This is a genomic window from Streptomyces flavotricini, from assembly GCF_020639365.1.
In the GTDB taxonomy this organism is placed as follows: domain Bacteria; phylum Actinomycetota; class Actinomycetes; order Streptomycetales; family Streptomycetaceae; genus Streptomyces; species Streptomyces flavotricini.
In genome coordinates, this window is the sequence record NZ_JAINUL010000001.1 from 5,792,390 (window position 1) to 5,813,285 (window position 20,896).

18 protein-coding genes and 2 tRNA genes are annotated in these 20,896 nt (G+C 71.1%); 15 read left to right on the plus strand and 5 right to left on the minus strand.

What is annotated here, in order from left to right; genetic code table 11:
* Positions 1 to 94: 94 nt before the first annotated feature.
* Together K7B10_RS26345 and K7B10_RS26350 are read left to right on the plus strand one after the other, a co-directional pair.
* Positions 95 to 979 (plus strand): ABC transporter ATP-binding protein, encoded by an 885-nt coding sequence (locus K7B10_RS26345; RefSeq protein ID WP_267502375.1) that lies wholly within the window; start codon positions 95 to 97, stop codon positions 977 to 979.
* Positions 979 to 3,363, plus strand: a complete 2,385-nt coding sequence (locus K7B10_RS26350) for an FtsX-like permease family protein (protein ID WP_229339703.1) — start codon at positions 979 to 981, stop codon at positions 3,361 to 3,363. The genes K7B10_RS26345 and K7B10_RS26350 overlap by 1 nt, the downstream gene beginning before the upstream one ends.
* A 43-nt stretch (positions 3,364 to 3,406) precedes the next feature.
* Here the strand turns inward: K7B10_RS26350 and K7B10_RS26355 are convergent, their stop codons facing one another.
* Together K7B10_RS26355 and K7B10_RS26360 are read right to left on the minus strand one after the other, a co-directional pair.
* Complete coding sequence (locus tag K7B10_RS26355) at positions 3,407 to 4,027, minus strand: AAA family ATPase (RefSeq protein ID WP_229339705.1); 621 nt, start codon at positions 4,025 to 4,027, stop codon at positions 3,407 to 3,409.
* Positions 4,024 to 4,542 (minus strand): DUF4232 domain-containing protein, encoded by a 519-nt coding sequence (locus K7B10_RS26360; protein ID WP_229339707.1) that lies wholly within the window; start codon positions 4,540 to 4,542, stop codon positions 4,024 to 4,026. The genes K7B10_RS26355 and K7B10_RS26360 overlap by 4 nt, the downstream gene beginning before the upstream one ends.
* 282 nt (positions 4,543 to 4,824) lie before the next feature.
* On the opposite strand from K7B10_RS26360, the gene K7B10_RS26365 reads away from it, so the two are divergent.
* From K7B10_RS26365 to K7B10_RS26375, 3 genes are all read left to right on the plus strand, one after another.
* Positions 4,825 to 6,213, plus strand: a complete 1,389-nt coding sequence (locus tag K7B10_RS26365) for a pyridoxal phosphate-dependent decarboxylase family protein (protein ID WP_229339708.1) — start codon at positions 4,825 to 4,827, stop codon at positions 6,211 to 6,213.
* The gene (locus tag K7B10_RS26370) at positions 6,210 to 6,674 is read left to right on the plus strand and encodes an HD domain-containing protein (RefSeq protein WP_229339711.1); all 465 of its coding nucleotides are present in this window, start codon (positions 6,210 to 6,212) and stop codon (positions 6,672 to 6,674) included. The genes K7B10_RS26365 and K7B10_RS26370 overlap by 4 nt, the downstream gene beginning before the upstream one ends.
* Before the next feature lie 176 nt (positions 6,675 to 6,850).
* Complete coding sequence (locus K7B10_RS26375; RefSeq protein WP_030159386.1) at positions 6,851 to 7,045, plus strand: hypothetical protein; 195 nt, start codon at positions 6,851 to 6,853, stop codon at positions 7,043 to 7,045.
* A 25-nt stretch (positions 7,046 to 7,070) separates the two neighbouring features.
* Here K7B10_RS26375 and K7B10_RS26380 read toward each other — a convergent pair whose 3' ends face one another.
* Positions 7,071 to 7,550 carry a DUF4231 domain-containing protein gene (locus tag K7B10_RS26380; RefSeq protein WP_229339713.1) on the minus strand — a complete coding sequence of 160 codons (480 nt, stop codon included), beginning with the start codon at positions 7,548 to 7,550 and terminating at the stop codon, positions 7,071 to 7,073.
* 180 nt (positions 7,551 to 7,730) lie between these two features.
* On the opposite strand from K7B10_RS26380, the gene K7B10_RS26385 reads away from it, so the two are divergent.
* A complete protein-coding gene (locus K7B10_RS26385) occupies positions 7,731 to 8,021 on the plus strand; it encodes a hypothetical protein (protein WP_229339715.1) in 291 nt (96 codons plus the stop codon).
* 74 nt (positions 8,022 to 8,095) lie between these two features.
* Here the strand turns inward: K7B10_RS26385 and K7B10_RS26390 are convergent.
* A tRNA-Gly gene (locus K7B10_RS26390) sits at positions 8,096 to 8,166 on the minus strand.
* 169 nt (positions 8,167 to 8,335) lie between these two features.
* Here K7B10_RS26390 and K7B10_RS26395 point away from each other — a divergent pair.
* The 5 genes from K7B10_RS26395 to clpX all read left to right on the plus strand — a co-directional run bounded on the left by K7B10_RS26395 (position 8,336) and on the right by clpX (position 13,075).
* Positions 8,336 to 8,412, plus strand: a tRNA-Pro gene (locus tag K7B10_RS26395).
* A gap of 163 nt (positions 8,413 to 8,575) precedes the next feature.
* Complete coding sequence (tig, locus tag K7B10_RS26400) at positions 8,576 to 9,973, plus strand: trigger factor (RefSeq protein WP_229339717.1); 1,398 nt, start codon at positions 8,576 to 8,578, stop codon at positions 9,971 to 9,973.
* A gap of 286 nt (positions 9,974 to 10,259) precedes the next feature.
* Complete coding sequence (locus tag K7B10_RS26405) at positions 10,260 to 10,877, plus strand: ATP-dependent Clp protease proteolytic subunit (RefSeq protein ID WP_030862323.1); 618 nt, start codon at positions 10,260 to 10,262, stop codon at positions 10,875 to 10,877.
* A gap of 86 nt (positions 10,878 to 10,963) precedes the next feature.
* Positions 10,964 to 11,635 carry an ATP-dependent Clp protease proteolytic subunit gene (locus K7B10_RS26410; RefSeq protein WP_030862325.1) on the plus strand — a complete coding sequence of 224 codons (672 nt, stop codon included), beginning with the start codon at positions 10,964 to 10,966 and terminating at the stop codon, positions 11,633 to 11,635.
* A gap of 153 nt (positions 11,636 to 11,788) precedes the next feature.
* Positions 11,789 to 13,075 (plus strand): ATP-dependent Clp protease ATP-binding subunit ClpX, encoded by a 1,287-nt coding sequence (gene clpX, locus K7B10_RS26415; protein WP_030159377.1) that lies wholly within the window; start codon positions 11,789 to 11,791, stop codon positions 13,073 to 13,075.
* A 238-nt stretch (positions 13,076 to 13,313) separates the two neighbouring features.
* On the opposite strand, the gene K7B10_RS26420 is transcribed toward clpX, so the two are convergent.
* Positions 13,314 to 14,255: a hypothetical protein gene (locus K7B10_RS26420; protein ID WP_229339719.1), complete on the minus strand. Its 942-nt coding sequence runs from the start codon at positions 14,253 to 14,255 to the stop codon at positions 13,314 to 13,316.
* A 128-nt stretch (positions 14,256 to 14,383) separates the two neighbouring features.
* Here K7B10_RS26420 and K7B10_RS26425 point away from each other — a divergent pair, with 128 nt between their 5' ends.
* The 4 genes from K7B10_RS26425 to K7B10_RS26440 all read left to right on the plus strand — a co-directional run bounded on the left by K7B10_RS26425 (position 14,384) and on the right by K7B10_RS26440 (position 20,894).
* Positions 14,384 to 17,032 (plus strand): valine--tRNA ligase, encoded by a 2,649-nt coding sequence (locus tag K7B10_RS26425; RefSeq protein WP_229339721.1) that lies wholly within the window; start codon positions 14,384 to 14,386, stop codon positions 17,030 to 17,032.
* Positions 17,033 to 17,250: 218 nt separating this feature from the next.
* On the plus strand, positions 17,251 to 18,642 hold the full coding sequence (locus K7B10_RS26430) for a glycosyl hydrolase (RefSeq protein WP_229339722.1): 1,392 nt from the start codon (positions 17,251 to 17,253) through the stop codon (positions 18,640 to 18,642).
* Between the two features lie 2 nt (positions 18,643 to 18,644).
* Positions 18,645 to 19,421, plus strand: a complete 777-nt coding sequence (locus K7B10_RS26435) for a hypothetical protein (RefSeq protein ID WP_229339724.1) — start codon at positions 18,645 to 18,647, stop codon at positions 19,419 to 19,421.
* 12 nt (positions 19,422 to 19,433) lie between these two features.
* Entirely contained in the window at positions 19,434 to 20,894 is a 1,461-nt protein-coding gene (locus K7B10_RS26440) for a glycosyltransferase family 2 protein (protein WP_229339726.1), read from the plus strand.
* The last annotated feature ends 2 nt before the right edge of the window (positions 20,895 to 20,896 follow it).

Here is a 20,896-nt window from a genome sequence, read left to right on the forward strand (position 1 = left end):
CCACCGATCCGCCTGGCTCCGCCATGTCCCCACCCCCGCCCCCGTCCGTAGCGTCGTGACCACGATCACCGACGGGTACGGAAGGCGGCACACCATGGGGCTCCGGCGGAGCAGGCGGCGGCGCGAGAGCGCGCAGGCGGCGTACGAGGGCGCCGGGCGGGCGGCGTACGACGACACGGGGCGGACCGCGTACGACGACACGGGCCGGACCGCGTACGAGGGCACGGCCGCCGTCGAGCTGCGCGGCGTACGGCGCGAGTACGGCCGGGGCGCCGCCACCGTGCACGCGCTGCGCGGGATCGACCTCAGCCTGCCGCGCGGCAGCTTCACCGCCGTCATGGGCCCCTCCGGCTCCGGCAAGTCCACCTTCCTCCAGTGCGCGGCCGGACTGGACGTCCCCACCGCGGGCTCCGTCCGCCTCGGCGGCACCGAGATCACCGGCATGAACGAGAACGCGCTCACCGAGCTGCGCCGCAGCCGCCTCGGCTTCGTCTTCCAGGCCTTCAACCTGCTGCCCTCGCTCACCGTGGAGCAGAACGTGCTGCTCCCGATGCGGCTCGCCGGCGGCGGATCCGCGCGGCAGGGCCGGGACCGGGCCGCCGACCTTCTCGCCCGCGTCGGACTCGAAGGCAAGGGCCGGCGCCGACCCGCCGAACTCTCCGGCGGCCAGCAGCAGCGCGTCGCCATCGCACGGGCCCTGGTCACCCGGCCCGATGTCGTCTTCGCCGACGAACCGACCGGCGCCCTCGACACCACCACCGCCGCGGAGGTCCTCGGACTGCTGCGGTCCGCCGTGGACACCCTCGGCGCCACCATCGTCATGGTCACCCACGACCCGGCCGCCGCGGCCTCCGCCGACCAGGTGCTCTTCCTCGCCGACGGGCTGATCGCAGACCGGCTGCCGCGGAGCTCCGCCGCGACCGTCGCCGCCCGGATGACCGCCCTCACCGCCCCCGCGTACGCAGGAGCGGCCGCCTGATGCCGTTCCACCCCAACGGCCTGGCCCGGGCGGCGCTGCGACTGCGCCCCGCCGCCTTCGCCGGCACCTTCGTCGCCCTGCTCATGACCGTCGCCATCGTCTCCGCCTGCGGGATCCTGCTGGAGAGCGGAGCCCGGGCGAGCCTCCCGCCGACCCGGTACGCCAAGGCGCCCGTGGTCGTCGCCGCCGACCAGCGGATCCACTGGCAGGCGGGCAGCGGCGAAGGCGCCTACGAGGAAGCGGTACGGGTCCCGGAGCGGGCCAGGGTCGACGCCGCCCTGCTGGAGCGCCTCGCCCCGCTCGGCCGGGCCGTCCCCGACGTGGTGTTCCCCGTACGGGGCGACGCGGGCTCCGTGGAGGCCTCGGGCTGGGGCGCTTCGGCCTTCACGGGTGAGACGCTCACGGCCGGCCGGGCCCCGGAGGCTCCGGGGGAGGTCGTCCTGGGCACGGGTACGGGCACGGGTACGGGTACGGGGTTCGCGGGGGACCGCGTCCCGCTCGACACCCCGGTCGGGAAGCGGGAATTCCGGGTCGTGGGACACACCGACGGCACCGGGGTCCGGTTCTCCGACGCCGAGGCACGCGCCCTGTCCGGCCACCCCGGCGCGCTCGACGCCGTCGTCCTGTTCGACGCCGGCCCGCAGGCGGTGCGCGCCGCCGTCGACGGCCGCGCCCAGGTGCTGACCGGCGCCGACCGCGCCGTGGACCCGGGACTCGCGGGCGCCAAGGAGCTGCTGATGGGCATCGGCGGCTCCTTCGGGGGCACCGCCACCCTCGTCGCCGTCTTCACCGCCGCCGGTACGGTCGCGCTCTCCGTCGGGCAGCGCTCCCGCGAGTTCGCCCTGCTGCGCGCCGTCGGAGCCACCCCGCGGCAGATCCGCCGCACCATCGCCACCGAAGCCCTGCTCGTCGCGCCCGCCGCGGGTGTGCTGGGCTGCGTACCCGGCATCGGCCTCGCCGCCTGGTGGTTCGGGCAGCTCCAGGCCAAGGGCGCGATCCCGGGCGGCATCGAGCTCACCGTCTCCTGGATCCCGCTCGTCTCGGCCGCCGGCACCGGGCTCGTCACCGCGCTGCTCGCGGGCTGGGCCGCCGCCCGCCGGCCCGCCCGGATCCGGCCCGGCCAGGCGCTGGCGGCGGCCGCCGTGGAACGCCTCGGGCCGGGGTGGATCCGTACGCCCCTGGGCCTCGCCGCCCTGGCGGGCGGGGCCGCCTGCGCGGGCCTGGCCGCCACCTCCGGCGGGGAGGACGCCGCCAACGCCGCGCTCGGCGTGGTCATGCTCTTCATGCTGGCCGTGGCCCTGCTCGGACCACTGATCGCCCGCGCCTGCGCCGCCGTACTCGGCTTCCCGCTGCGCGCCGGCGGGGCGTCCGGCTCGCTCGCCGCCGCCAACTCCCGGGCCCACGCCCGCCGGCTCGCCTCCGCGATCACCCCGATCGTGCTCGCCATGGCCTTCTCCTCGACCCTGGTCTTCCTGCACACCAGCGAGGAACAGGCCACCCGGCAGCAGCAGGAGGCCGGGCTGCTCGCCGACCACGTGATCACCGACCCGCCGAGCGACGCGCGCGGGGGAGTCGCGCTCACCCGCACCTCCGTCCTCGCGCTGCTCGGCAAGGGCGCCGAGCAGCGGCTCCAGTCCGTCTCGGCGCAGGGCGTCGCGGGCGACGTCACCACCGTCCAGGACCTGGGCGTACGCGAGGGAAGCCTGGCGGCGCTGCGCCCGGGCACGGCCGCCGTGGACCGCGGCCTCGCCGAGAACGCCCGCCTCGGGGTCGGCGACCGCGTCGAACTGCGCCTCCCCGACGGGACCCCCGCGAACCCCGAGATCGTGGCCGTCTACACCCGGGGCCTCGGCTTCGGTGAGGTCACCCTCCCGGCCGCCGACCTCACCGGCCACACCACGGCGGGGCGGGCCACCGAGCTGCTGGTCCGCGGACCGGTCCCGGCGGGCCTGGGCGCCGCGGTGTCCGCCTCGGAGTGGACCACCGGCCGGGACACGGAACGCGAGGTCAACGCCTGGGCCAACACCGTCATGGCGGCCGTCCTCGGCGGCTTCGCGGCCGTGGCCGCCGCCAACACCCTGGTGATGACCGTCCTCGACCGGCGCGGCGAGCTGCGGATGCTGCGGCTGGTCGGCTCGACCCGGCGCCAGGTGCTGCGGATGCTCCGCTGGGAGGCGCTCCTGATCGCCGGCGCGGGCGTCGCGCTGGGCAGCGCGATCGCCCTGGCCACGCTGTTCCCGCTGGCCAAGGCCCTGACCGGCGAGCCCCCGCACATCCCGCCGGTGCTGTACGCCTCCTTCGCGGCGGCGGCCCTGGCCCTGGGACTGGCGGCCACGACCCTCCCGGCCCGCTGGACCCTGCGCCGGGGGACGGACACCCCATAGGGGGGTGTCCGCAAAGTCCGCCTGCCCCTGCGGGCGGCCGGCGCTACTTTGCGGACACCCCCTGGTCGAACCGGATGTGCCGGACTCCGACGAGCGTGCGCCGCAGCCTCGCGCGGAGCGGGCCGTCGGTGTCCGGGGCGGCCCGCAGCCCGGTCATGGCCGCGATCCGGCTCGCCACCTGGGACACCGTGAGGTGGTCGGTGACCAGGTGGTCGGCGAACTCCGGCCCGCGCAGCGCCTCCAGACATCCGTCGAGCCGGGCCACCGCGAAGCTCTCCCGCTTCAGCCCGCGCCCGAGCCCGCGCTCACGGAGCCTGCGCAGTACGGTCGCCCGCTCGGCCATCAGCGCGAAGTGCCGTACGTCGTGGCCCGCTGCGCGCAGCCGCCCCACCGTCTCGGCGAAGTACCGCGGCTCGGTCACCGTCATCGGCACCAGGACGGGCCCCGCGTGCCGCTCGGCGGCCAGCTCCAGCACCTCGAACACGCCCTGCCGCCACGCCGGCAGGTCCTGGAAATCCCCGCGCAGCGCCGGCGGCATCATGCGGTGCAGCCCGAACCCGACGTGCTCCGGATCGCACACGACGCTGCCCGGCAGCCGCCGGTGCAACGCGTACGCGGTCTGCGTCTTCCCGCCCCCGAAGGGGCCGTTGATCCAGACGATCACCGGGACGCCGCCTTCCAGGGGCCGATCCCGAGCTTCCCGGTGTTCCCGAGGTCGACGGAGTGGCGGAGCTCCAGCTCCACCCGGGGCGCGCCGGGCCGCGCGGTCACGTCCAGCACCCACCCCTCGGCGGCGGGCACGGTGGAGTCGGTCACCAGGTTCCGCCACACCATGCCGAGGGAGGCCGCCTGGCCGGGCCGGAGCTCCACCTTCTGCGGGACACCCTCCACGCCGCTCGGCGCGCTGGTGATCCCGTCCGCTCCGTGGACGACGGTCACCTCGACCGGTGCCCGCTTGCGGTCCAGCAGCCGGATCTCCGGATAGCCCTCGAGCACGTACGGCTGCGTACCGCAGTTGACCAGCTGGACGTCGGCGACGCGCAGCCCCATGGCGGCGTCCCCGGGCCCTTCGAGCAGCCGCACCCCGCCCTCGGGGCACGCGGACGCCCCGGCCGCGGGAGGGGAGGCCGCGACGGTGGGAGGGGAGACCGTGACGGTGGGCGCGGGGGGCCGCAGCACACTGGGTCCGGGCGCGGGGGCAGGCGCGGGCGGCACGTCACACCCCGCCACCGCTCCCGCCACGAACACCGCTCCGGCAACCCCCGCCACCCACCGAGTCATCCCCCGACCCTACGCCGCCAACTCCCCCGCCGCGGTGCCCTGCACCGCCCCGTTCCGGCCCCGGCGGCGTCCGAGGCGCGGGGTGCCGGGTGCGGGCGGAGCCCCGTGCAGCCGCGCAGCCGGGCCAATCACCTCCGATTGGCCGGTCCGCCGGGCCCGGCGGGTCCCTACCGTGCCCCCATGGACCGCACGCTCGCCACCGACCTCGCCCGCCTCCCCGAGCTCCTGGAGGCCACCCGCCGCGCCGCGGCCGACGCCCTCGAAGCCCTGGACGCCCGTCCCGTCGTACCGCCCGCCGGACCCCCGCGCGCCCCCGAACCCCTGCCGGAGCACGCCTGCGGCACGGAATCGGCCCTCACCGCCTTCGCGGAGCGCTGGGCGCCCCGGCTGTCCGCCTCCGCCGGCCCCCGATACCTCGGTTTCGTCACCGGCGGCGCCACCCCCGCCGCCCTCGCGGGCGACTGGCTGACCGCCGTCCACGACCAGAACTCCAACTCCGCCCTGGACGGCGCCGGCCAGGACCTCGAACGCGAGACCATCGGCTGGCTCCGTGATCTCTTCGGCCTCACCGACGCCCACACCGGAACCTTCGTCAGCGGCGCCACCATGTCCAACACCACCGGCCTCGCCATCGCCCGCGAGTGGCTCGGCGAACGCCTCGGCGTCTGCCCCTCCGAGGACGGCGCGGCGGCGCTCGGCCCCGTCCGCGTCCTGTCCGGAGCCCCGCACTCCTCCATCGCCAAGGCCCTCTCCGTACTCGGCCTCGGCCGCGGCTCGCTCGTCGCCGTCCCCACCCTCCCCGGCCGGGAGGCCGTCGACCCCGCCGCCCTCGACCGAGCCCTCGCCGACACCCCCGGCCCCGCCGTGGTCGTCGCCAACGCCGGCACCGTCAACACCGTGGACTTCGACGACCTCCGCGCCATCGCGGCCCTCCGCGAACGCCACGCGTTCTGGCTCCACACCGACGCCGCCTTCGGCGCCTTCGCCGCGCTCTCCCCGGAACACGCCCACCTCGCCGACGGCCTCGACGCCTCCGACTCCGTCTGCGTCGACCTGCACAAGTGGCTGAACGTCCCCTACGACAGCGCCGTCCAGTTCACCCGCCGCCAAGACCTCCAGGCCCGCGTCTTCCAGAACGCCGCCGCCTACCTCGGCCCCCTGGGCGAGCATCCCGACCTCGTCCACCTCACCCCCGAGAACTCGCACCGGCTGCGCGCCCTCGCCGCCTGGTTCACCCTGCGCGCGTACGGCCGCCAGGGCCACCGGGAGATCGTCGAGCGCGACATCGCCTGCGCCCGGGCCTTCGGCGCCGCGCTGGAGCGGGACCCGGCCTTCCGCCTCCTGGCCCCGGTCCGCCTCAACGTCGTCTGCTTCACCCTCGCCGAGGACCCCACCGCGGCCCGCCTGGCGGCCCTGCGCGAGGCGGCGCAGGGCGAGGTCTTCGTCACCCCGACCGTCTACGCGGGAACCCCCGCCCTGCGCGCGGCGTTCTCCAACTGGCGTACGACGCGGGCGGATGTGCGCCGGGCCGCGCAGGCCCTGCGTACGGCGGCGAAGGGGACGGCATGACACAAAGGCAGCAGCGACCGCTGACCCTGATGGAGGTCGAGGCACTGGCGCGCTCCGCGCACGAGGGCCAGACCGACAAGGCCGGCCGGCCGTACGCCGAGCACCTCGCGGCGGTCGCCGAGGGAGTCCGCGTCCGCGGCGGCAGCCCGGAGCAGCAGGCGGCGGCCTGGCTGCACGACGCCGTCGAGGACGACGCGCTGAGCCGGGAGTGGCTGGATTCCGCCGCTCTGCCCCAGCCGGTCAAGGACATGGTGCTGGCGGTCACCAAGCGCTCCGGTGAGCCGGTGGAGGAGTACGCGGCGCGGATCCTCGCCACCCCGGGCGCGCTCCTGGTCAAGGAGGCCGATCTGGCGCACAACGCGGACCCCGTGAGGCTCTCCGTACTGGACGGCCCCACCCGGGACCGGCTGTCCGCGAAGTACGCGTATGTCCGCTCCCTCCTCGGCCTCACCACGCCCTGACCCCGGCCCCACGTCCGAAATATGCCCGGCGCATGGCCGGTTGGCGGGAATGCGCCGACGCCGATTGGCCACGGGACGGATAGCCGGGGCCCGTTGGTGGGAGGATGGTCCCTGTGGGGGTGCGCGTGGCCGTGTGCCCCAGGCCGACCAGGGGACGACCGAAGGTGTGATCAGTAGTGGCCATTTCGCTGTCAGTGGTGGTTCTGTTGGCGGTCATCCTGGTGGTGCTGATCCGCGGCAACCACATCAAGGCCGGCCCCGCCATCGTCGCGGTCCTCTTCGGTTTCTTCCTGGCGTCCAGCTCCATCGCGCCGGACGTCAACCGCTTCCTCAACTCCCTCGCGGACACCATCGCGGGAATCAAGCTCTAACCGGGGCCCGTGTCCGTGCCGGTGCTCAGGGAGCGCCGGCCACCCGCCGGCACTCCAGGTCCGCGTTCACCTGGCCGCCCAGCGTCATGACGTTGAGGGTGGCCGAATTCTCGTTGGCGATCACCCTCTCCACCCGTGACACGAGCAGCGTGAACGCATCGGCCTCGGACAGCCCGGCGTACGGGCCGACCCCGGTCTCGAAGTAGATCCGCTCGTGCCCGAGCAACTGCTCGGTCGACCGGTAGTTCTTCCACTGCTCCCGGAACCGGTACACGCTCTCGAGGGACACGGAGACGACGACGAGCAGGCTGAGCGCGGTGGCGGTGATCCGGGCGAACGGCACGTCGAGGTTGACCAGCACGGGCACGAGCGCCCCGCCGACGACCGACAGGGTCCGCATCCGCAAATAGACGCCCTTGCTCCGCACGGCCTTGCGGTCGTACCAGGCCTGGTACTGCCCCAGCCGCGTCTCGACGTACTCCCGAGCCCCGCCCGCCCCCGACATGCCGGGAGTACACAGCCCGCCCCCGACGCCGTCAAGACCATCTGCGAGATGCCGCGAGACAAACCGGACGATACGATATAAGGCGCGTATCGGAGCCGTGACGCCTCACCGGCCGCACCGTCATCTTCCAAGGCAGGTCGAATGATGAACCGGACACGTCGTCTTGCAGCACTCACGCTCGTGGTCGCCCCTGCTCTCGCGCTGGGCCCCGCCGTTGCCGCACACGCCTCGACCACCGCCGTCCCGGCGGCCGCGAAGTGCAACGTCGAGGTGGATTCGGCCGGCAAGTACCACGTGTGGGGCGAGGGATTCCCCGCCGGCACGACGGTGACGTACTCCGGCTCCAGCTCGGGCTCGGTCCCCATCGACAAGTCGGGCAGGTTCGACCTCGGCGGCCTGACCGGAGCCAAGTACGTGGTCAAGACGGCCGACGGCAAGACCACGGTGACCTGCGCCTCGGTCCACTACTGAGCCCCGCGCCGCTCCCGCAACGACGAAGGGCCAGGTCGAGGAAACATCCTCTGACCTGGCCCTTCGTGCTTCAGAGCGGGCGACGGGAATCGAACCCGCGTAGCTAGTTTGGAAGACTAGGGCTCTACCATTGAGCTACGCCCGCAACGCGTGCGCCGCAGGTCCTGGGGACCGCGGCACGGACAGCATCCTAGCGGGTCGGGCCGGGGGAGTGCACACCCCATTGCCGCGGCGCGGACGGGCGTCCGGAATCGTTCGCTCAAAACCCCGCGCATCAGAGGGTCTCCGGCCATGTACCCTACGTGTCGCACCGACGGGGTGTGGCGCAGCTTGGTAGCGCGTCCGCTTTGGGAGCGGAAGGTCGTCGGTTCGAATCCGGCCACCCCGACCACCATCACCGCCATCACAAGATCGCGTTGTGGGCTGATTGCCGCTTGCGGTTACTATGCAAGCTGCGTGCCCGTGTGTCTGATGTACCGGGCCGAATCCGCCGAACCGCTGAATCGCAGCGTGGACGCAGAACCCCAAGCAGTCAGCCACAAGGAGACCGAACCGTGAAGAGCGCCGTGGAGACCCTGAACCCGACTCGGGTTCGGCTCACTGTTGAGGTGCCCTTCGAGGAGCTCAAGGACAGCCTCGACGCGGCGTACAAGAAGATCAACCAGCAGGTCACGGTGAAGGGCTTCCGCAAGGGCAAGATCCCCGCCCGGGTCATCGACCAGCGCTTCGGTCGCGGTGCGGTGCTGGAGGAGGCCGTCAACGACGCCCTCCCGAAGTTCTACACCGAGGCGGTCAACGAGGCCGACCTGAACCCGCTGGGCCAGCCCGAGGTCGACATCACGGAGCTGAAGGACGGCGAGCTGCTGGCCTTCACCGCCGAGGTGGACGTCCGCCCCGAGATCGAGATCCCGGACTACTCCGGCATCGAGGTCGAGGTCGACGCGGTCGAGGTTTCCGACGAGGACGTCGAGAAGTCGGTCGAGCAGCTGCGCGGCCGCTTCGCGTCCACGAACGACGTCGAGCGCGCCGCCGCCGAGGGTGACGTCGTCACCATCGACCTGGAGGCCAAGGTCGACGGCGAGGTGCTGCCCGACGGCGTCGCCTCCGACGTCTCGTACACCATCGGCTCGGGCGAGCTCCTCGAGGGCATCGACGAGGCCGTCAAGGGCCTGGAGGCCGGTGGCGAGGCCACCTTCACCTCCCAGCTGAAGGGCGGCTCCGCCGAGGGCAAGGACGCCGAGGTCACCGTCAAGGTCACCAAGGTCTCCGCCAAGGAGCTCCCGGAGCTGGACGACGAGTTCGCGCAGATGGCGAGCGAGTTCGACACCCTCGAGGACCTCAAGGCGGACAGCCGCAAGCGCCTCGAGAACATGAAGCAGTACGACCAGGCCACGCAGGCCCAGGAGCGCGTCCTGGAGAAGCTGCTGGAGCTCGTCGAGGTGCCGATCCCCGAGAAGCTCCTCGAGGACGAGGTCAACACCCGCAAGCACAACCTGGAGCACCACCAGCTCGGCCAGATGGGCCTCACCATCGAGAAGTACCTGGAGTTCCAGGGCAAGACGGTCGAGGAGTTCGACGCCGAGACCAAGGACCAGGCGATCAAGGGCATCAAGACCCAGTTCGTCCTGGACGCGCTCGTCAACAAGGAGAAGCTGGGCGTCGACCAGGAGGAGCTCACCGAGCACCTCATGCGCCGCGCTGCCTCCTCCGGCATGTCCCCCGACCAGTTCGCCCAGGCCGTCGTCGAGGGTGGCCAGGTGCCGATGCTCGTCGGCGAGGTCGCCCGCGGCAAGGCCCTCGCGGTCGTCGTCGAGGCCGCCAAGGTCGTCGACACCAACGGTGAGGTCGTGGACCTGTCCGACGAGGACGAGGAGACGGCCGCCGAGACCGTCGAGGCCGTCGTCGACGGTGACGCCGACGCCGCCGAGGCGCAGGCCGACGAGGCCAAGTAACACCCTGGGCGCCGCCCTGCGCGGCGCCCGCTGAGCAGCATCGGGAAGGCCCGTACACAGCCGTGTGTACGGGCCTTCCCGCCTTCTCGGAGCCCCCGCGGACCTTGCGCTCCGAGCGAACAGTTCGGGAAGCGGGATGGCGTTGTCCGACCTGCGCGTTAGGGTCCATGAATACGAGGGCACGGGAGTACTCGGACGCCGGCGGCCACCGCCGCCCCGGCCGGTCCGCGCCCCAGAACGAGACGCTGAGACGGCAAGTGGCCGTCGGAGACGAGCAGGTGGATACGTGACGAATCTGAAGCCTTACGCCGCGGGTGAGCCGTCCATCGGTGGCGGCCTCGGCGACCATGTCTACAACCGGCTGCTCGGCGAGCGCATCATCTTCCTCGGCCAGCAGGTCGACGACGACATCGCGAACAAGATCACGGCGCAGCTCCTCCTCCTGGCCGCGGAGCCGGAGAAGGACATCTACCTGTACATCAACAGCCCCGGCGGCTCGGTGACGGCTGGCATGGCGGTCTACGACACCATGCAGTACATCCCGAACGACGTCGTCACCATCGGCATGGGCATGGCGGCCTCCATGGGCCAGTTCCTGCTCACCGGCGGCGCCCAGGGCAAGCGCTTCGCGCTCCCGAACACGGACATCCTGATGCACCAGGGCTCCGCCGGCATCGGCGGCACCGCCTCGGACATCAAGATCCAGGCCGAGTACCTGCTGCGCACGAAGCAGCGCATGGCCGAGATCACCGCCCACCACTCCGGCCAGACCGTGGAGGCGATCATCCGCGACGGCGACCGCGACCGCTGGTTCACCGCGGAGGAGGCCAAGGAGTACGGCCTCATCGACGAGATCATCTCCGCCGCGTCGCTGGTCCCGGGCGGCGGCGGCACCGGGGCCTGATCCCGGCCCCGGCGCGCGGGGCCTCGTACGAGGCCCCGTACGCCCGCCCGCACCCGGCAAGCCCCAGCCCGCAGAACGCCACCAGGATGGTGAACACCCAGATGCACATGAACAACCTCTCTCCCGCGAGCGGCCTCCACACCGGCATGCCGGTGGACAACCGCTACGTCGTCCCGCGCTTCGTCGAGCGCACCTCGCAGGGCGTGCGCGAGTACGACCCGTACGCGAAGCTCTTCGAGGAGCGCGTGATCTTCCTCGGCGTGCAGATCGACGACGCCTCCGCCAACGACGTCATGGCGCAGCTGCTGTGCCTGGAGTCGATGGACCCGGACCGCGACATCTCGATCTACATCAACAGCCCCGGCGGCTCCTTCACCGCGCTGACGGCCATCTACGACACGATGCAGTTCGTGAAGCCGGACATCCAGACGGTCTGCATGGGCCAGGCGGCCTCCGCCGCGGCCGTCCTGCTGGCCGCCGGCACGCCCGGCAAGCGCATGGCGCTGCCGAACGCCCGCGTGCTGATCCACCAGCCGTCCGGCGGCACCGGTCGCGAGCAGCTCTCCGACCTGGAGATCGCGGCCAGGGAGATCCTGCGCATGCGTGACCAGCTGGAGACCATGCTGGCCAAGCACTCGACCACGCCGATCGAGAAGATCCGCGAGGACATCGAGCGCGACAAGATCCTGACGGCCGAGGACGCGCTCGCGTACGGCCTGATCGACCAGATCGTCTCGACCCGCAAGAACTCCCACTGATCCTTGCCGCCAGTTGGCGTGGGCACGTCGTCACATTCGGCGATGTGAACCACGTCAAGGGGGCCCCGAACGGGGCCCCCGGCAAGGTACCGTCGGATATGAGGCACCAGGAGCGCTGAACCAAGCGTCTCCCAGGCGAAGGGGAAGCACCTCGTGGCACGCATCGGTGACGGCGGCGACCTGCTCAAGTGCTCGTTCTGCGGAAAGAGCCAGAAGCAGGTGAAGAAGCTCATCGCAGGACCCGGTGTGTACATCTGCGACGAGTGCATCGACCTCTGCAACGAGATCATCGAGGAGGAGCTCGCGGAGACCTCCGAGGTCCGGTGGGAGGAACTCCCCAAGCCTCGTGAGATCTACGAGTTCCTGGAGAGCTACGTCGTCGGCCAGGAGCCGGCGAAGAAGGCCCTCTCGGTGGCGGTGTACAACCACTACAAGCGCGTCCAGGCCGGCGAGAACGGCGGTGCGCAGGGCCGGGACGACGCGATCGAGCTCGCGAAGTCCAACATCCTGCTGCTGGGCCCGACGGGCTCCGGCAAGACGCTGCTGGCCCAGACGCTCGCGCGCATGCTCAACGTCCCGTTCGCCATCGCCGACGCGACGGCGCTGACGGAGGCCGGGTACGTGGGCGAGGACGTCGAGAACATCCTGCTCAAGCTGATCCAGGCGGCCGACTACGACGTCAAGAAGGCCGAGACCGGGATCATCTACATCGACGAGATCGACAAGGTCGCCCGCAAGAGCGAGAACCCGTCGATCACGCGCGACGTGAGCGGCGAGGGCGTGCAGCAGGCCCTGCTGAAGATCCTGGAGGGCACGACGGCGTCGGTCCCGCCGCAGGGCGGTCGCAAGCACCCGCACCAGGAGTTCATCCAGATCGACACGACGAACGTGCTGTTCATCGTGGGCGGTGCCTTCGCGGGCCTGGAGAAGATCATCGAGTCGCGGGCCGGCGCCAAGGGCATCGGCTTCGGGGCGACGATCCGCTCGAAGCGCGAGATCGAGGCGAGCGACCAGTTCCAGGAGGTCATGCCGGAGGACCTGGTGAAGTTCGGGATGATCCCCGAGTTCATCGGCCGTCTGCCCGTCATCACCTCGGTGCACAACCTGGACCGCGAGGCACTGCTGCAGATCCTGGTGGAGCCGCGGAACGCGCTGGTGAAGCAGTACCAGCGCCTCTTCGAACTCGACGGCGTCGAGCTGGACTTCGAGCGCGAGGCGCTGGAGGCCATCGCGGACCAGGCGATCCTGCGCCAGACGGGCGCGCGAGGGCTGCGCGCCATCATGGAAGAGGTCCTCATGTCGGTGATGTACGAGGTCCCGTCCCGCAAGGACGTGGCCCGCGTGGTCATCACCTCGGACGTCGTCCGCTCGAACGTGAACCCGACGCTGGTCCCCCGCATCGTCCCGAAGGACCAGGGCCCGCAGGAGAAGTCGGCCTGACGGCCGCCTGACGACAAGCGCGAGGAGGGGCGCCCCGGTCACCCGGGGCGCCCCTCCTCGTATGCGGACCACCTCTGCCGATGATTCGGACAAGCGGGCCGTGGCGCCTGGTGCGGCGTTTGATGGGCCTGCTCAGCATCGGGGTACGTGTCGGCCACGCGCAGTCAGCGTGCGGCGTGGCAGGGGCGGGAAAGGGGGGCCGGCGCGGGTCACGTGCCCGAGCCGGACACCGTCCCGATCAGACCTTGGTCCGCGAGGTGTTGTAGAGCTTCGCGGCCAGCTTGGAGACGTCCTCCAGGGTGCCCTGGGTGCCACCGGTCAGGATGGTGGTCTGGTCCATGTGGTTCACCGCGGCCAGGGTGGAGTGGTCGCTCCAGGCGCAGGTGGGGACCACGAGGGAGCTGGGCTCCCCGGGCTTGGTGGTCTTCGTGGTGGACATCTTGATCTCGACGCACTTCATGACGGCGCCCTTGAACCCGTCCGGCGTGAACGCCTTGGGGGTGCCGACCTTTTCGTACTTCAGGCCGAGCTTGTCGGTCTCCGGGTTGGGCGCGCCGATCGTGGCGAAGTAGGCGTCGAGGGCCCGCTCCGGGTCATCGATCTGGCCCCAGAAGCCGCTCGCGGTCATCTGCTTGGCCTTGCCCTTGACGCCGTTCAGGTACTGCTGGCTCGCCTGGTGCGGGTCCTTGATGCCGATGGCCTCGGCCTTCGTCTTCTGTTCACCCGTCAGCGGGGTGTCAGCCTTCGCGGTGCCGACCGCGTCGGGGTTCTTCGCGTAGGCGTCGACCGACTCCGGGAAGGCCAGCTTGTAGCCCTTGGTGTCCGCGGCCACCGTGCCGGAGGCGCCGGAGCCCTTCGTGAAGTACCAGCCGCCGCCCGCTATGACCGCGACCGCGACGATCACGGCGATCACCACGCCGGCCTTGGACTTCTTCGGCGGCTGCGGCTGCATGCCGTACGGAGGCTGCTGCGGGTAGCCGTAGCCCGGCTGGGGCTGCTGGGGGTGCTGGGGCTGCTGGGGGTAGCCCTGCGGGGGGATGCCCGGCGGCGGGGGCTGCTGCGGGTAGCCGTAGCCGGGCTGCGGCGCGGGCTGCCCGTACGGTCCCGGCTGCTGGCCCCCGTACGGTCCCGGCTGCTGCGGCGGCTGGCCTCCGTACGGTCCCGGCTGGTTGTAGCTCATGCCCGCGTCCCCCTTCAGGAATTCTTATGCGTTTCAGACATCCTGTCGGAAGCCCGTCCCGCACAGGCCGCCGGGCCCCCGGATTACCGGTTTCATAGCTGGACTGTTACGGCTCTAAACTGTGCCTCGTGACCGAGAACACGCAGACACCCAGCAGCCCCGACTCCGAACTGCCGACCGCGTACGCTCCGGCCGAGGTAGAGGGGAAGCTCTACGAGCGCTGGGTAGAGCGTGGCTACTTCACGGCCGATCCCGCGAGCGAGAAGCCCGCGTACACCATCGTCATCCCGCCGCCGAACGTCACCGGCTCCCTGCACCTGGGCCACGCCTTCCAGCACACGCTCATGGACGCCCTGACCCGCCGCAAGCGCATGCAGGGTTACGAGTCGCTGTGGCTGCCCGGCATGGACCACGCCGGCATCGCCACCCAGAACAAGGTCGAGCAGCAGCTCGCCGAGGAGGGCAAGTCCCGCCACGACCTGGGCCGCGAGGAGTTCGTCGAGCGCGTCTGGCAGTGGAAGGAAGAGTACGGCGGCAAGATCCTCGGCCAGATGCGCCGCCTCGGCGACGGCGTCGACTGGTCCCGTGAGCGCTTCACCATGGACGAGGGCCTCTCCAAGGCCGTCCAGACGATCTTCAAGAAGCTCTACGACGACGAGCTGATCTACCGCGCCGAGCGCATCATCAACTGGTGTCCCCGCTGCCTCACGGCCATCTCCGACATCGAGGTGGAGTACCAGGAGGACGCGGGCGAGCTCGTCTCCATCAAGTACGGGGAGGGCGAGGACACCCTCGTCGTCGCCACCACCCGCGCCGAGACGATGCTCGGTGACACGGCCGTCGCCGTCCACCCGGACGACGAGCGCTACAAGCACCTGGTCGGCAAGCTCATCAAGCTGCCGCTCACCGACCGCTCGATCCCGGTCGTCGCGGACACCCACGTCGACCCCGAGTTCGGCACGGGCTGCGTCAAGGTGACGCCCGCCCACGACCCGAACGACTTCGCCATCGGGCAGCGCCACGGCCTGCCCAACATGACGATCATGGACGAGCACGGCGTCATCACCGTCCACGGCCCCTTCCTCGGCCTGGACCGGTTCGAGGCCCGGTCGGCGGTCGTCGGCGCCCTGCGCGAGCAGGGCCGCATCGTCGCCGAGAAGCGCCCGTACCTGCACTCCGTCGGGCACTGCTCCCGCTGCAGCACCACCGTCGAGCCGCGCCTGTCCCTCCAGTGGTGGGTCAAGGTCGAGACCCTCGCCAAGGCCGCCGGTGACGCGGTCCGCGACGACCGGGTCAAGATCCACCCGAAGGAGATGGAGAAGCGCTACTTCGACTGGGTCGACAACCTCAACGACTGGTGCATCTCGCGCCAGCTGTGGTGGGGCCACCGCATCCCGGTCTGGTACGGCCCGGACGGCGAGGTCGTCTGCGTCGGACCGGACGACCAGGCGCCGACGGGCGAGGGCTGGACCCAGGACACCGACGTCCTCGACACCTGGTTCTCCTCCGGCCTGTGGCCGTTCTCCACGCTCGGCTGGCCGGAGAAGACCCCGGACCTGGAGAAGTTCTACTCCACCGACGTCCTGGTCACCGGCCACGACATCATCTTCTTCTGGGTCGCCCGGATGATGATGTTCGGCCTGTACGCCATGGACGGCGAGGTCCCGTTCAAGACCATCGCCCTGACCGGCCTGGTCCGCGACGAGCGCGGCAAGAAGATGTCGAAGTCCTTCGGCAACGTCGTCGACCCGCTGGACTGGATGGACAAGTACGGCTCCGACGCCGTCCGCTTCACCCTGGCCAAGGGCGCCAACCCGGGCACCGACGTGCCGATCGGCGAGGACTGGGTCCAGGCCTCCAGCAAGTTCGCCAACAAGATCTGGAACGCCACGCGCTTCGCGCTGATGAACGGCGCCACGATCGAGGGCGAGCTGCCGCCGGTCGAGCGGCTGTCCGCCACCGATCGCTGGATCCTGTCCCGCCTGAACAAGACGGTCGCTCAGGTCGACGCGTACTACGAGGACTTCCAGTTCTCCAAGCTCAGCGAGGCGCTCTACCACTTCGCGTGGGACGAGGTCTTCGACTGGTACGTCGAGCTGTCGAAGACGACGTTCTTCGCGGGCGGCGAGCAGGCCGAGGTCTCCGGCCGGGTGCTGGGCGAGGTCATCGACGTCATGCTGCGACTGCTGCACCCGGTGGTCCCGTTCGTCACCGAGACGCTGTGGACCACGCTGACCGGGCGCGAGTCGCTGGTCATCGCCGAGTGGCCCAAGGCCGTGTCCGTCCCCGGGGCTGACGCCCCGGGCGGCTTCCGTGACGATGCCGCCGAGGCGGAGATCGAGAGCGTCCAGGCCGTCGTCACCGAGGTCCGCCGGTTCCGCAAGGAGCAGGGCCTCCAGGACGGCCAGAAGGTCCCGGCCCGCCTGGACCTGACCGGTACGGCGCTCGCCGCGCACGAGGCGGCGATGCGTCAGCTGCTGCGCCTCCAGCCGGAGGGCGAGGGCTTCACGGCCACCGCCACCCTGCCGGTCGCCGGTGCCACGGTCGCGCTCGACCTGTCGGGCACGATCGACGTGGCCGCCGAGCGCAAGCGGCTCTCCAAAGACCTCGCGGCCGCGGAGAAGGAGAAGCAGCAGGCCGAGGCGAAGCTCGGGAACGAGGCCTTCCTGGCCAAGGCCCCCGACAACGTCGTGGACAAGATCAAGGGCCGACTGGCCAAGGCCGAGGCGGACATCGCGCGGATCCAGACCCAACTGGACACGCTGCCCGCCGCGTAACACGCACCACGCGACAAGCACCATGTAACAAACGGTGAACCATCGGCCCCCGAGCACATGGCCCGGGGGCCGACGCGTAGGGTGAATCCGGCCCCGGAGGTTCGGCACGACCCTCAGGGACCGATGCCTGCCGGCTGTCGACCGAGGGGGGTCTCGGAGTGCGGGGTCGTGACGTGCAGACTCGCGGGGTCTTAGATCCCTTAGATCCCTTAGATCCGTTGAACCCCTCAAAACGCGAGCTGAAGCGCCGCAACCTCCTCCTGGGGGCGGCTGCCACCGCGGCCGCGGGGGGCGCCCTCGCCGGAGTGGCAGCGTTCAGCACCTCGCGCGCACCGGCCGCCGGCCTCCAGAAGGACCTGCTGTCACGAGACCCCAAGGCCTCCAAGACGGCCCAGGCCGTGTACCGGCTCCTGGTCGGCCTGGAGGCGGACGCCCGGGCCGGCCGTCGCCGCGGGACCCTCATGGGCCAGCACGCCGAAGTGCACAACGAGCGGTACAACCCCGAGTACGGCGACCACAGCGGCCCGAAACCTCCGGGTTACTACTACCGCAAACCCCGGGACATCACCGGAAAACTGCCGGCCTTCCTCGAACTCGACCTGGGACCCGGATACCAGCAGCAGGGCTGGGGCGTGGGGGAGCCGCGGGACTACTCGCGCGCCGCCTGGCCCGCCCGCCGCGAGTTCTGGACCTACACGAACGACGTGGTGGACCTGGCCCTCGGCGTCTGGCACGGACTGCCCCGCGCGGACGACGGCTCGTACAACCCGACCGGCACGGAACGCCTCTGGAACGGCACCAAGACCGTGCTCCCGGAGAACGGGGGAGCACCCGCAGGCCTGGTCGGCATGTCGTTCCACCAGCCGTGGCCGGGCAGCCCCGTCAAGAGCTACGAGCAGACGCTGCGCCGCAACGCGCCCTCCGCCAAGGACCCCGGCTGGATCGACCGGGTGCTCACTCCCGGTACCGCCGAGCACGCGGCGCTCCTGCTCGACCTGTCCTTCCTCGCGGACCACCTCGGCCATCTGGCCGCGCACGACGTCCCCGTACTGCTGCGCCCGTACCACGAGATGAACTCGCTCGGCGCAGAGCAGAGCTTCTGGTGGGCAGGGCTCGAACCCCGGCAGTACACGGCCCTCTGGGAGCTGCTCCACCACTACCTGGTGGGCTCCCGCGGACTGCACAACCTGATTTTCGTATGGGCCCCCACAGCCTGGGACGGGGTCCACGGCGGCGAACCCTGGGACTTCTACCCGGGCGGCGAATACGTGGACGTGGTGGGGGTCGACGACTACAGCGGAACGCCTGACCGTCCCTTCGACCCGGGCGGCTGGACATCGACCTGGCACCGCGGGCTCGCGGACTACGGAAAGCCGCGCATCCTCGCGGAGTCCTTCCACGTGCCGCTGGGCGCGGCGCAGCGTACGACCCTCGACCAGGCCCCGTGGGTGCTGTGGACGGTGTGGGGCGACGGGCTCACGGCGAAGAACTCGGACGCCGATGTGCGCCGGACGTACGACGACCCCAAGACGATCACCGGTGGCCGGGAATCCGGCCCCGCGGGCGTGCAATGGCCGACCTTGCACGACGGAACATTCGAAGAGGAGTGAAGTTGAGCGCGTCAACGCCACGCGCCCACCGTGTGGCCGCCTTCGTGGCCATGGGCTGGGCGGGCATCCTGCTCCTGTGGGCCCTGTACAACTGCTTCTGGCAGGTCGGCGCCGCCGACTTCCTCCAGGGCATCGTGTACTACGGCACGGGCGACGGCTCCGGAACCGCAGAGACGTTCAACCTCAACTGGGGTGTCGTCTACGTGGCGGGCGGACTGCTGGTCCTGCGCGGGAACTCCCTCGGGCGGGGCATCATCATCGGCGGCGCCGCCATCGAGGGCTACAACCGGGTGCGCAGCCTGTCGGGTGCGCTCTTCGACGACAGGCAGGCCGAGTACTTCACCACGACCGTCCAGGGCGGGCTGAAGCTGGCGACCTTCGCCGTCGGTGTCTTGGTGACCTGCACCCTCATCGTCCTGCTGCTGCGGGACTTCGCGGTGTACGAAGCGTGGCAGCCGCCGGTGAACCCCTGGACCCAGCAGGCCAACGAGGCCCGGCTGGCGCAGCAGGTGCCGCAGCAGCAAGCGCCGCAGCCGGCCCACGGGTTCGGGGCACCGCAGGCCTACCCGCCGCTGCCCGGGCCGCAGTTGCCGCAGACGGGCTACGGGCAGCCGCAGCCCCAGCCCTACCCGCCCCAGCAGCCGCAACCCGGTTACGGGCCGGGCCCGTACGGCAGCCAGCCCACCTGGCCGCCGCAGCCCCCCGCACAACAGCCCCCCGCCCAGCAGCCCCCTGACCAGCAGCCCCAGCAGTCGCCGCCGCAGCAGCGACAGCAGTAGTAGGAAACCCGAATGACCTCTTCCATGACCTCCGCTCCCGTACAAGAGGTCGCGCCCGCCACCCGGCGCGATGCGAAACTGGTGCAGCGCCACGCCGAGTGGAAGCCCGGCGTGCTCCCCTTCCTGCTGCCCTTCCTGCTCCTCGCCGGCTTCGGCCTGTGGTCGTTCAAGCCGAATCCGACCCCGCTGGGCTGGACCCTGTCCGTCGTCTGGTCGCTGCCCGGCATAGGAGTCATGGTCGGCCTGCAGGGCGCCCTGCTGATCCGTCGCCGGCTGCGAAAATCGCACGAGATGGTCCCCCCGACACCGGTGGACGAGGACTTCCTCATCGTGCTCGTGCCGACCATCGGCCGCCACGACACGTACCCGGCGCTGGAGCGCTCGGTCCTCAGCTACGTGGAGCACCTGCCTCCGTACTTCCCGCTCATGCGGGTCGACGTCCTCACGGAGGAGGGCTGTGAGGCGGCCGAGCAGATCGACGACCTGGCCGCGATGAACCCGCTGATCCGCGTGGTCACCGTGCCCAAGGCCTACGAGACGGCGAACGGGACCCGGTTCAAGGCCCGCGCCAACCACTACGCGCACGAACTGCGGATCGACGAGGGCGAAGCCCTGGACGACATCTGGGTGCTGCACATGGACGACGACACCGGGGTCGGCCCCGACACCGCCGCGTCGATGGCCCAGTTCGTCAACCGCCAGCGGCGGGCGGGCGCCGAGGGCAAGCACATGGCGCAGGGCATCCTCGCCTACCCGCGTGAGAACGCCGTGAACCGCTTCACCTGGCTCGCCGACGCGGTCCGCCCCGCCGACGACATAGCCCGGTTCCGAGCCCTCACCGGTCTCGGCACCCCGGTCGCCGGTGTGCACGGGGAGCTGCTGCTGCTCCGCGCCTCCATCGAGGCCACCATCGGCTGGGACTTCGGCCCGAAGGCCATCGTCGAGGACGCGCAGCTGGCGCTGACGTTCTGCCGTACGTACCCCGGCCGCAGCGACTGGTTCAACGGTCGCTGCTACGGCGCCTCCCCGGCCACCACGAGGGACTTCGTCAAGCAGCGCGAGCGCTGGGCGTGGGGGCTGGTGGCCCTCTGCTTCAACCGCACGGTGCCGTTCCGCTACCGCTGGTTCCTGCTGCTCTGCGTGGCGACCTGGGTCTTCGGCCCGCTCCAGCACGTCGCGACCGTGCTGTTCGTGGCCTGGCTCATCGGCGACTTCAACACCTCGCCGGTGGCCCAGACCGTCGTGATCATGTGGGCGATCAACTTCGCGTACGTCATCTGGACGTACTGGGAGGGGCTGCGGCTCAACGCCCTGGTCTCGGCGAACGGCCGGCGGCGTTGGTGGGAGCCGGTCGTCGTACTCGCCCTCATACCGGTGTTCTCCGTGATGGAGGGGCTCGGCGGCCTGCGCGGCCTGATCAAGTTCATCAAGCGCGAAGAGAACAAGTTCGTCGTCATCGCCAAGCCCGCCTGAGA

Excerpts from the sequence above, each read along its gene's own strand:
- K7B10_RS26345 (WP_267502375.1), top strand. The coding sequence starts at position 95 with ATGGGGCTCCGGCGGAGCAGGCGGCGGCGCGAGAGCGCGCAGGCGGCG.
- K7B10_RS26350 (WP_229339703.1), top strand. The coding sequence starts at position 979 with ATGCCGTTCCACCCCAACGGCCTGGCCCGGGCGGCGCTGCGACTGCGC.
- K7B10_RS26365 (WP_229339708.1), top strand. The coding sequence starts at position 4,825 with ATGGACCGCACGCTCGCCACCGACCTCGCCCGCCTCCCCGAGCTCCTG.
- K7B10_RS26370 (WP_229339711.1), top strand. The coding sequence starts at position 6,210 with ATGACACAAAGGCAGCAGCGACCGCTGACCCTGATGGAGGTCGAGGCA.
- K7B10_RS26380 (WP_229339713.1), bottom strand. The coding sequence starts at position 7,550 with ATGTCGGGGGCGGGCGGGGCTCGGGAGTACGTCGAGACGCGGCTGGGG.
- K7B10_RS26410 (WP_030862325.1), top strand. The coding sequence starts at position 10,964 with ATGGTGAACACCCAGATGCACATGAACAACCTCTCTCCCGCGAGCGGC.
- K7B10_RS26420 (WP_229339719.1), bottom strand. The coding sequence starts at position 14,255 with ATGAGCTACAACCAGCCGGGACCGTACGGAGGCCAGCCGCCGCAGCAG.
- K7B10_RS26440 (WP_229339726.1), top strand. The coding sequence starts at position 19,434 with ATGACCTCTTCCATGACCTCCGCTCCCGTACAAGAGGTCGCGCCCGCC.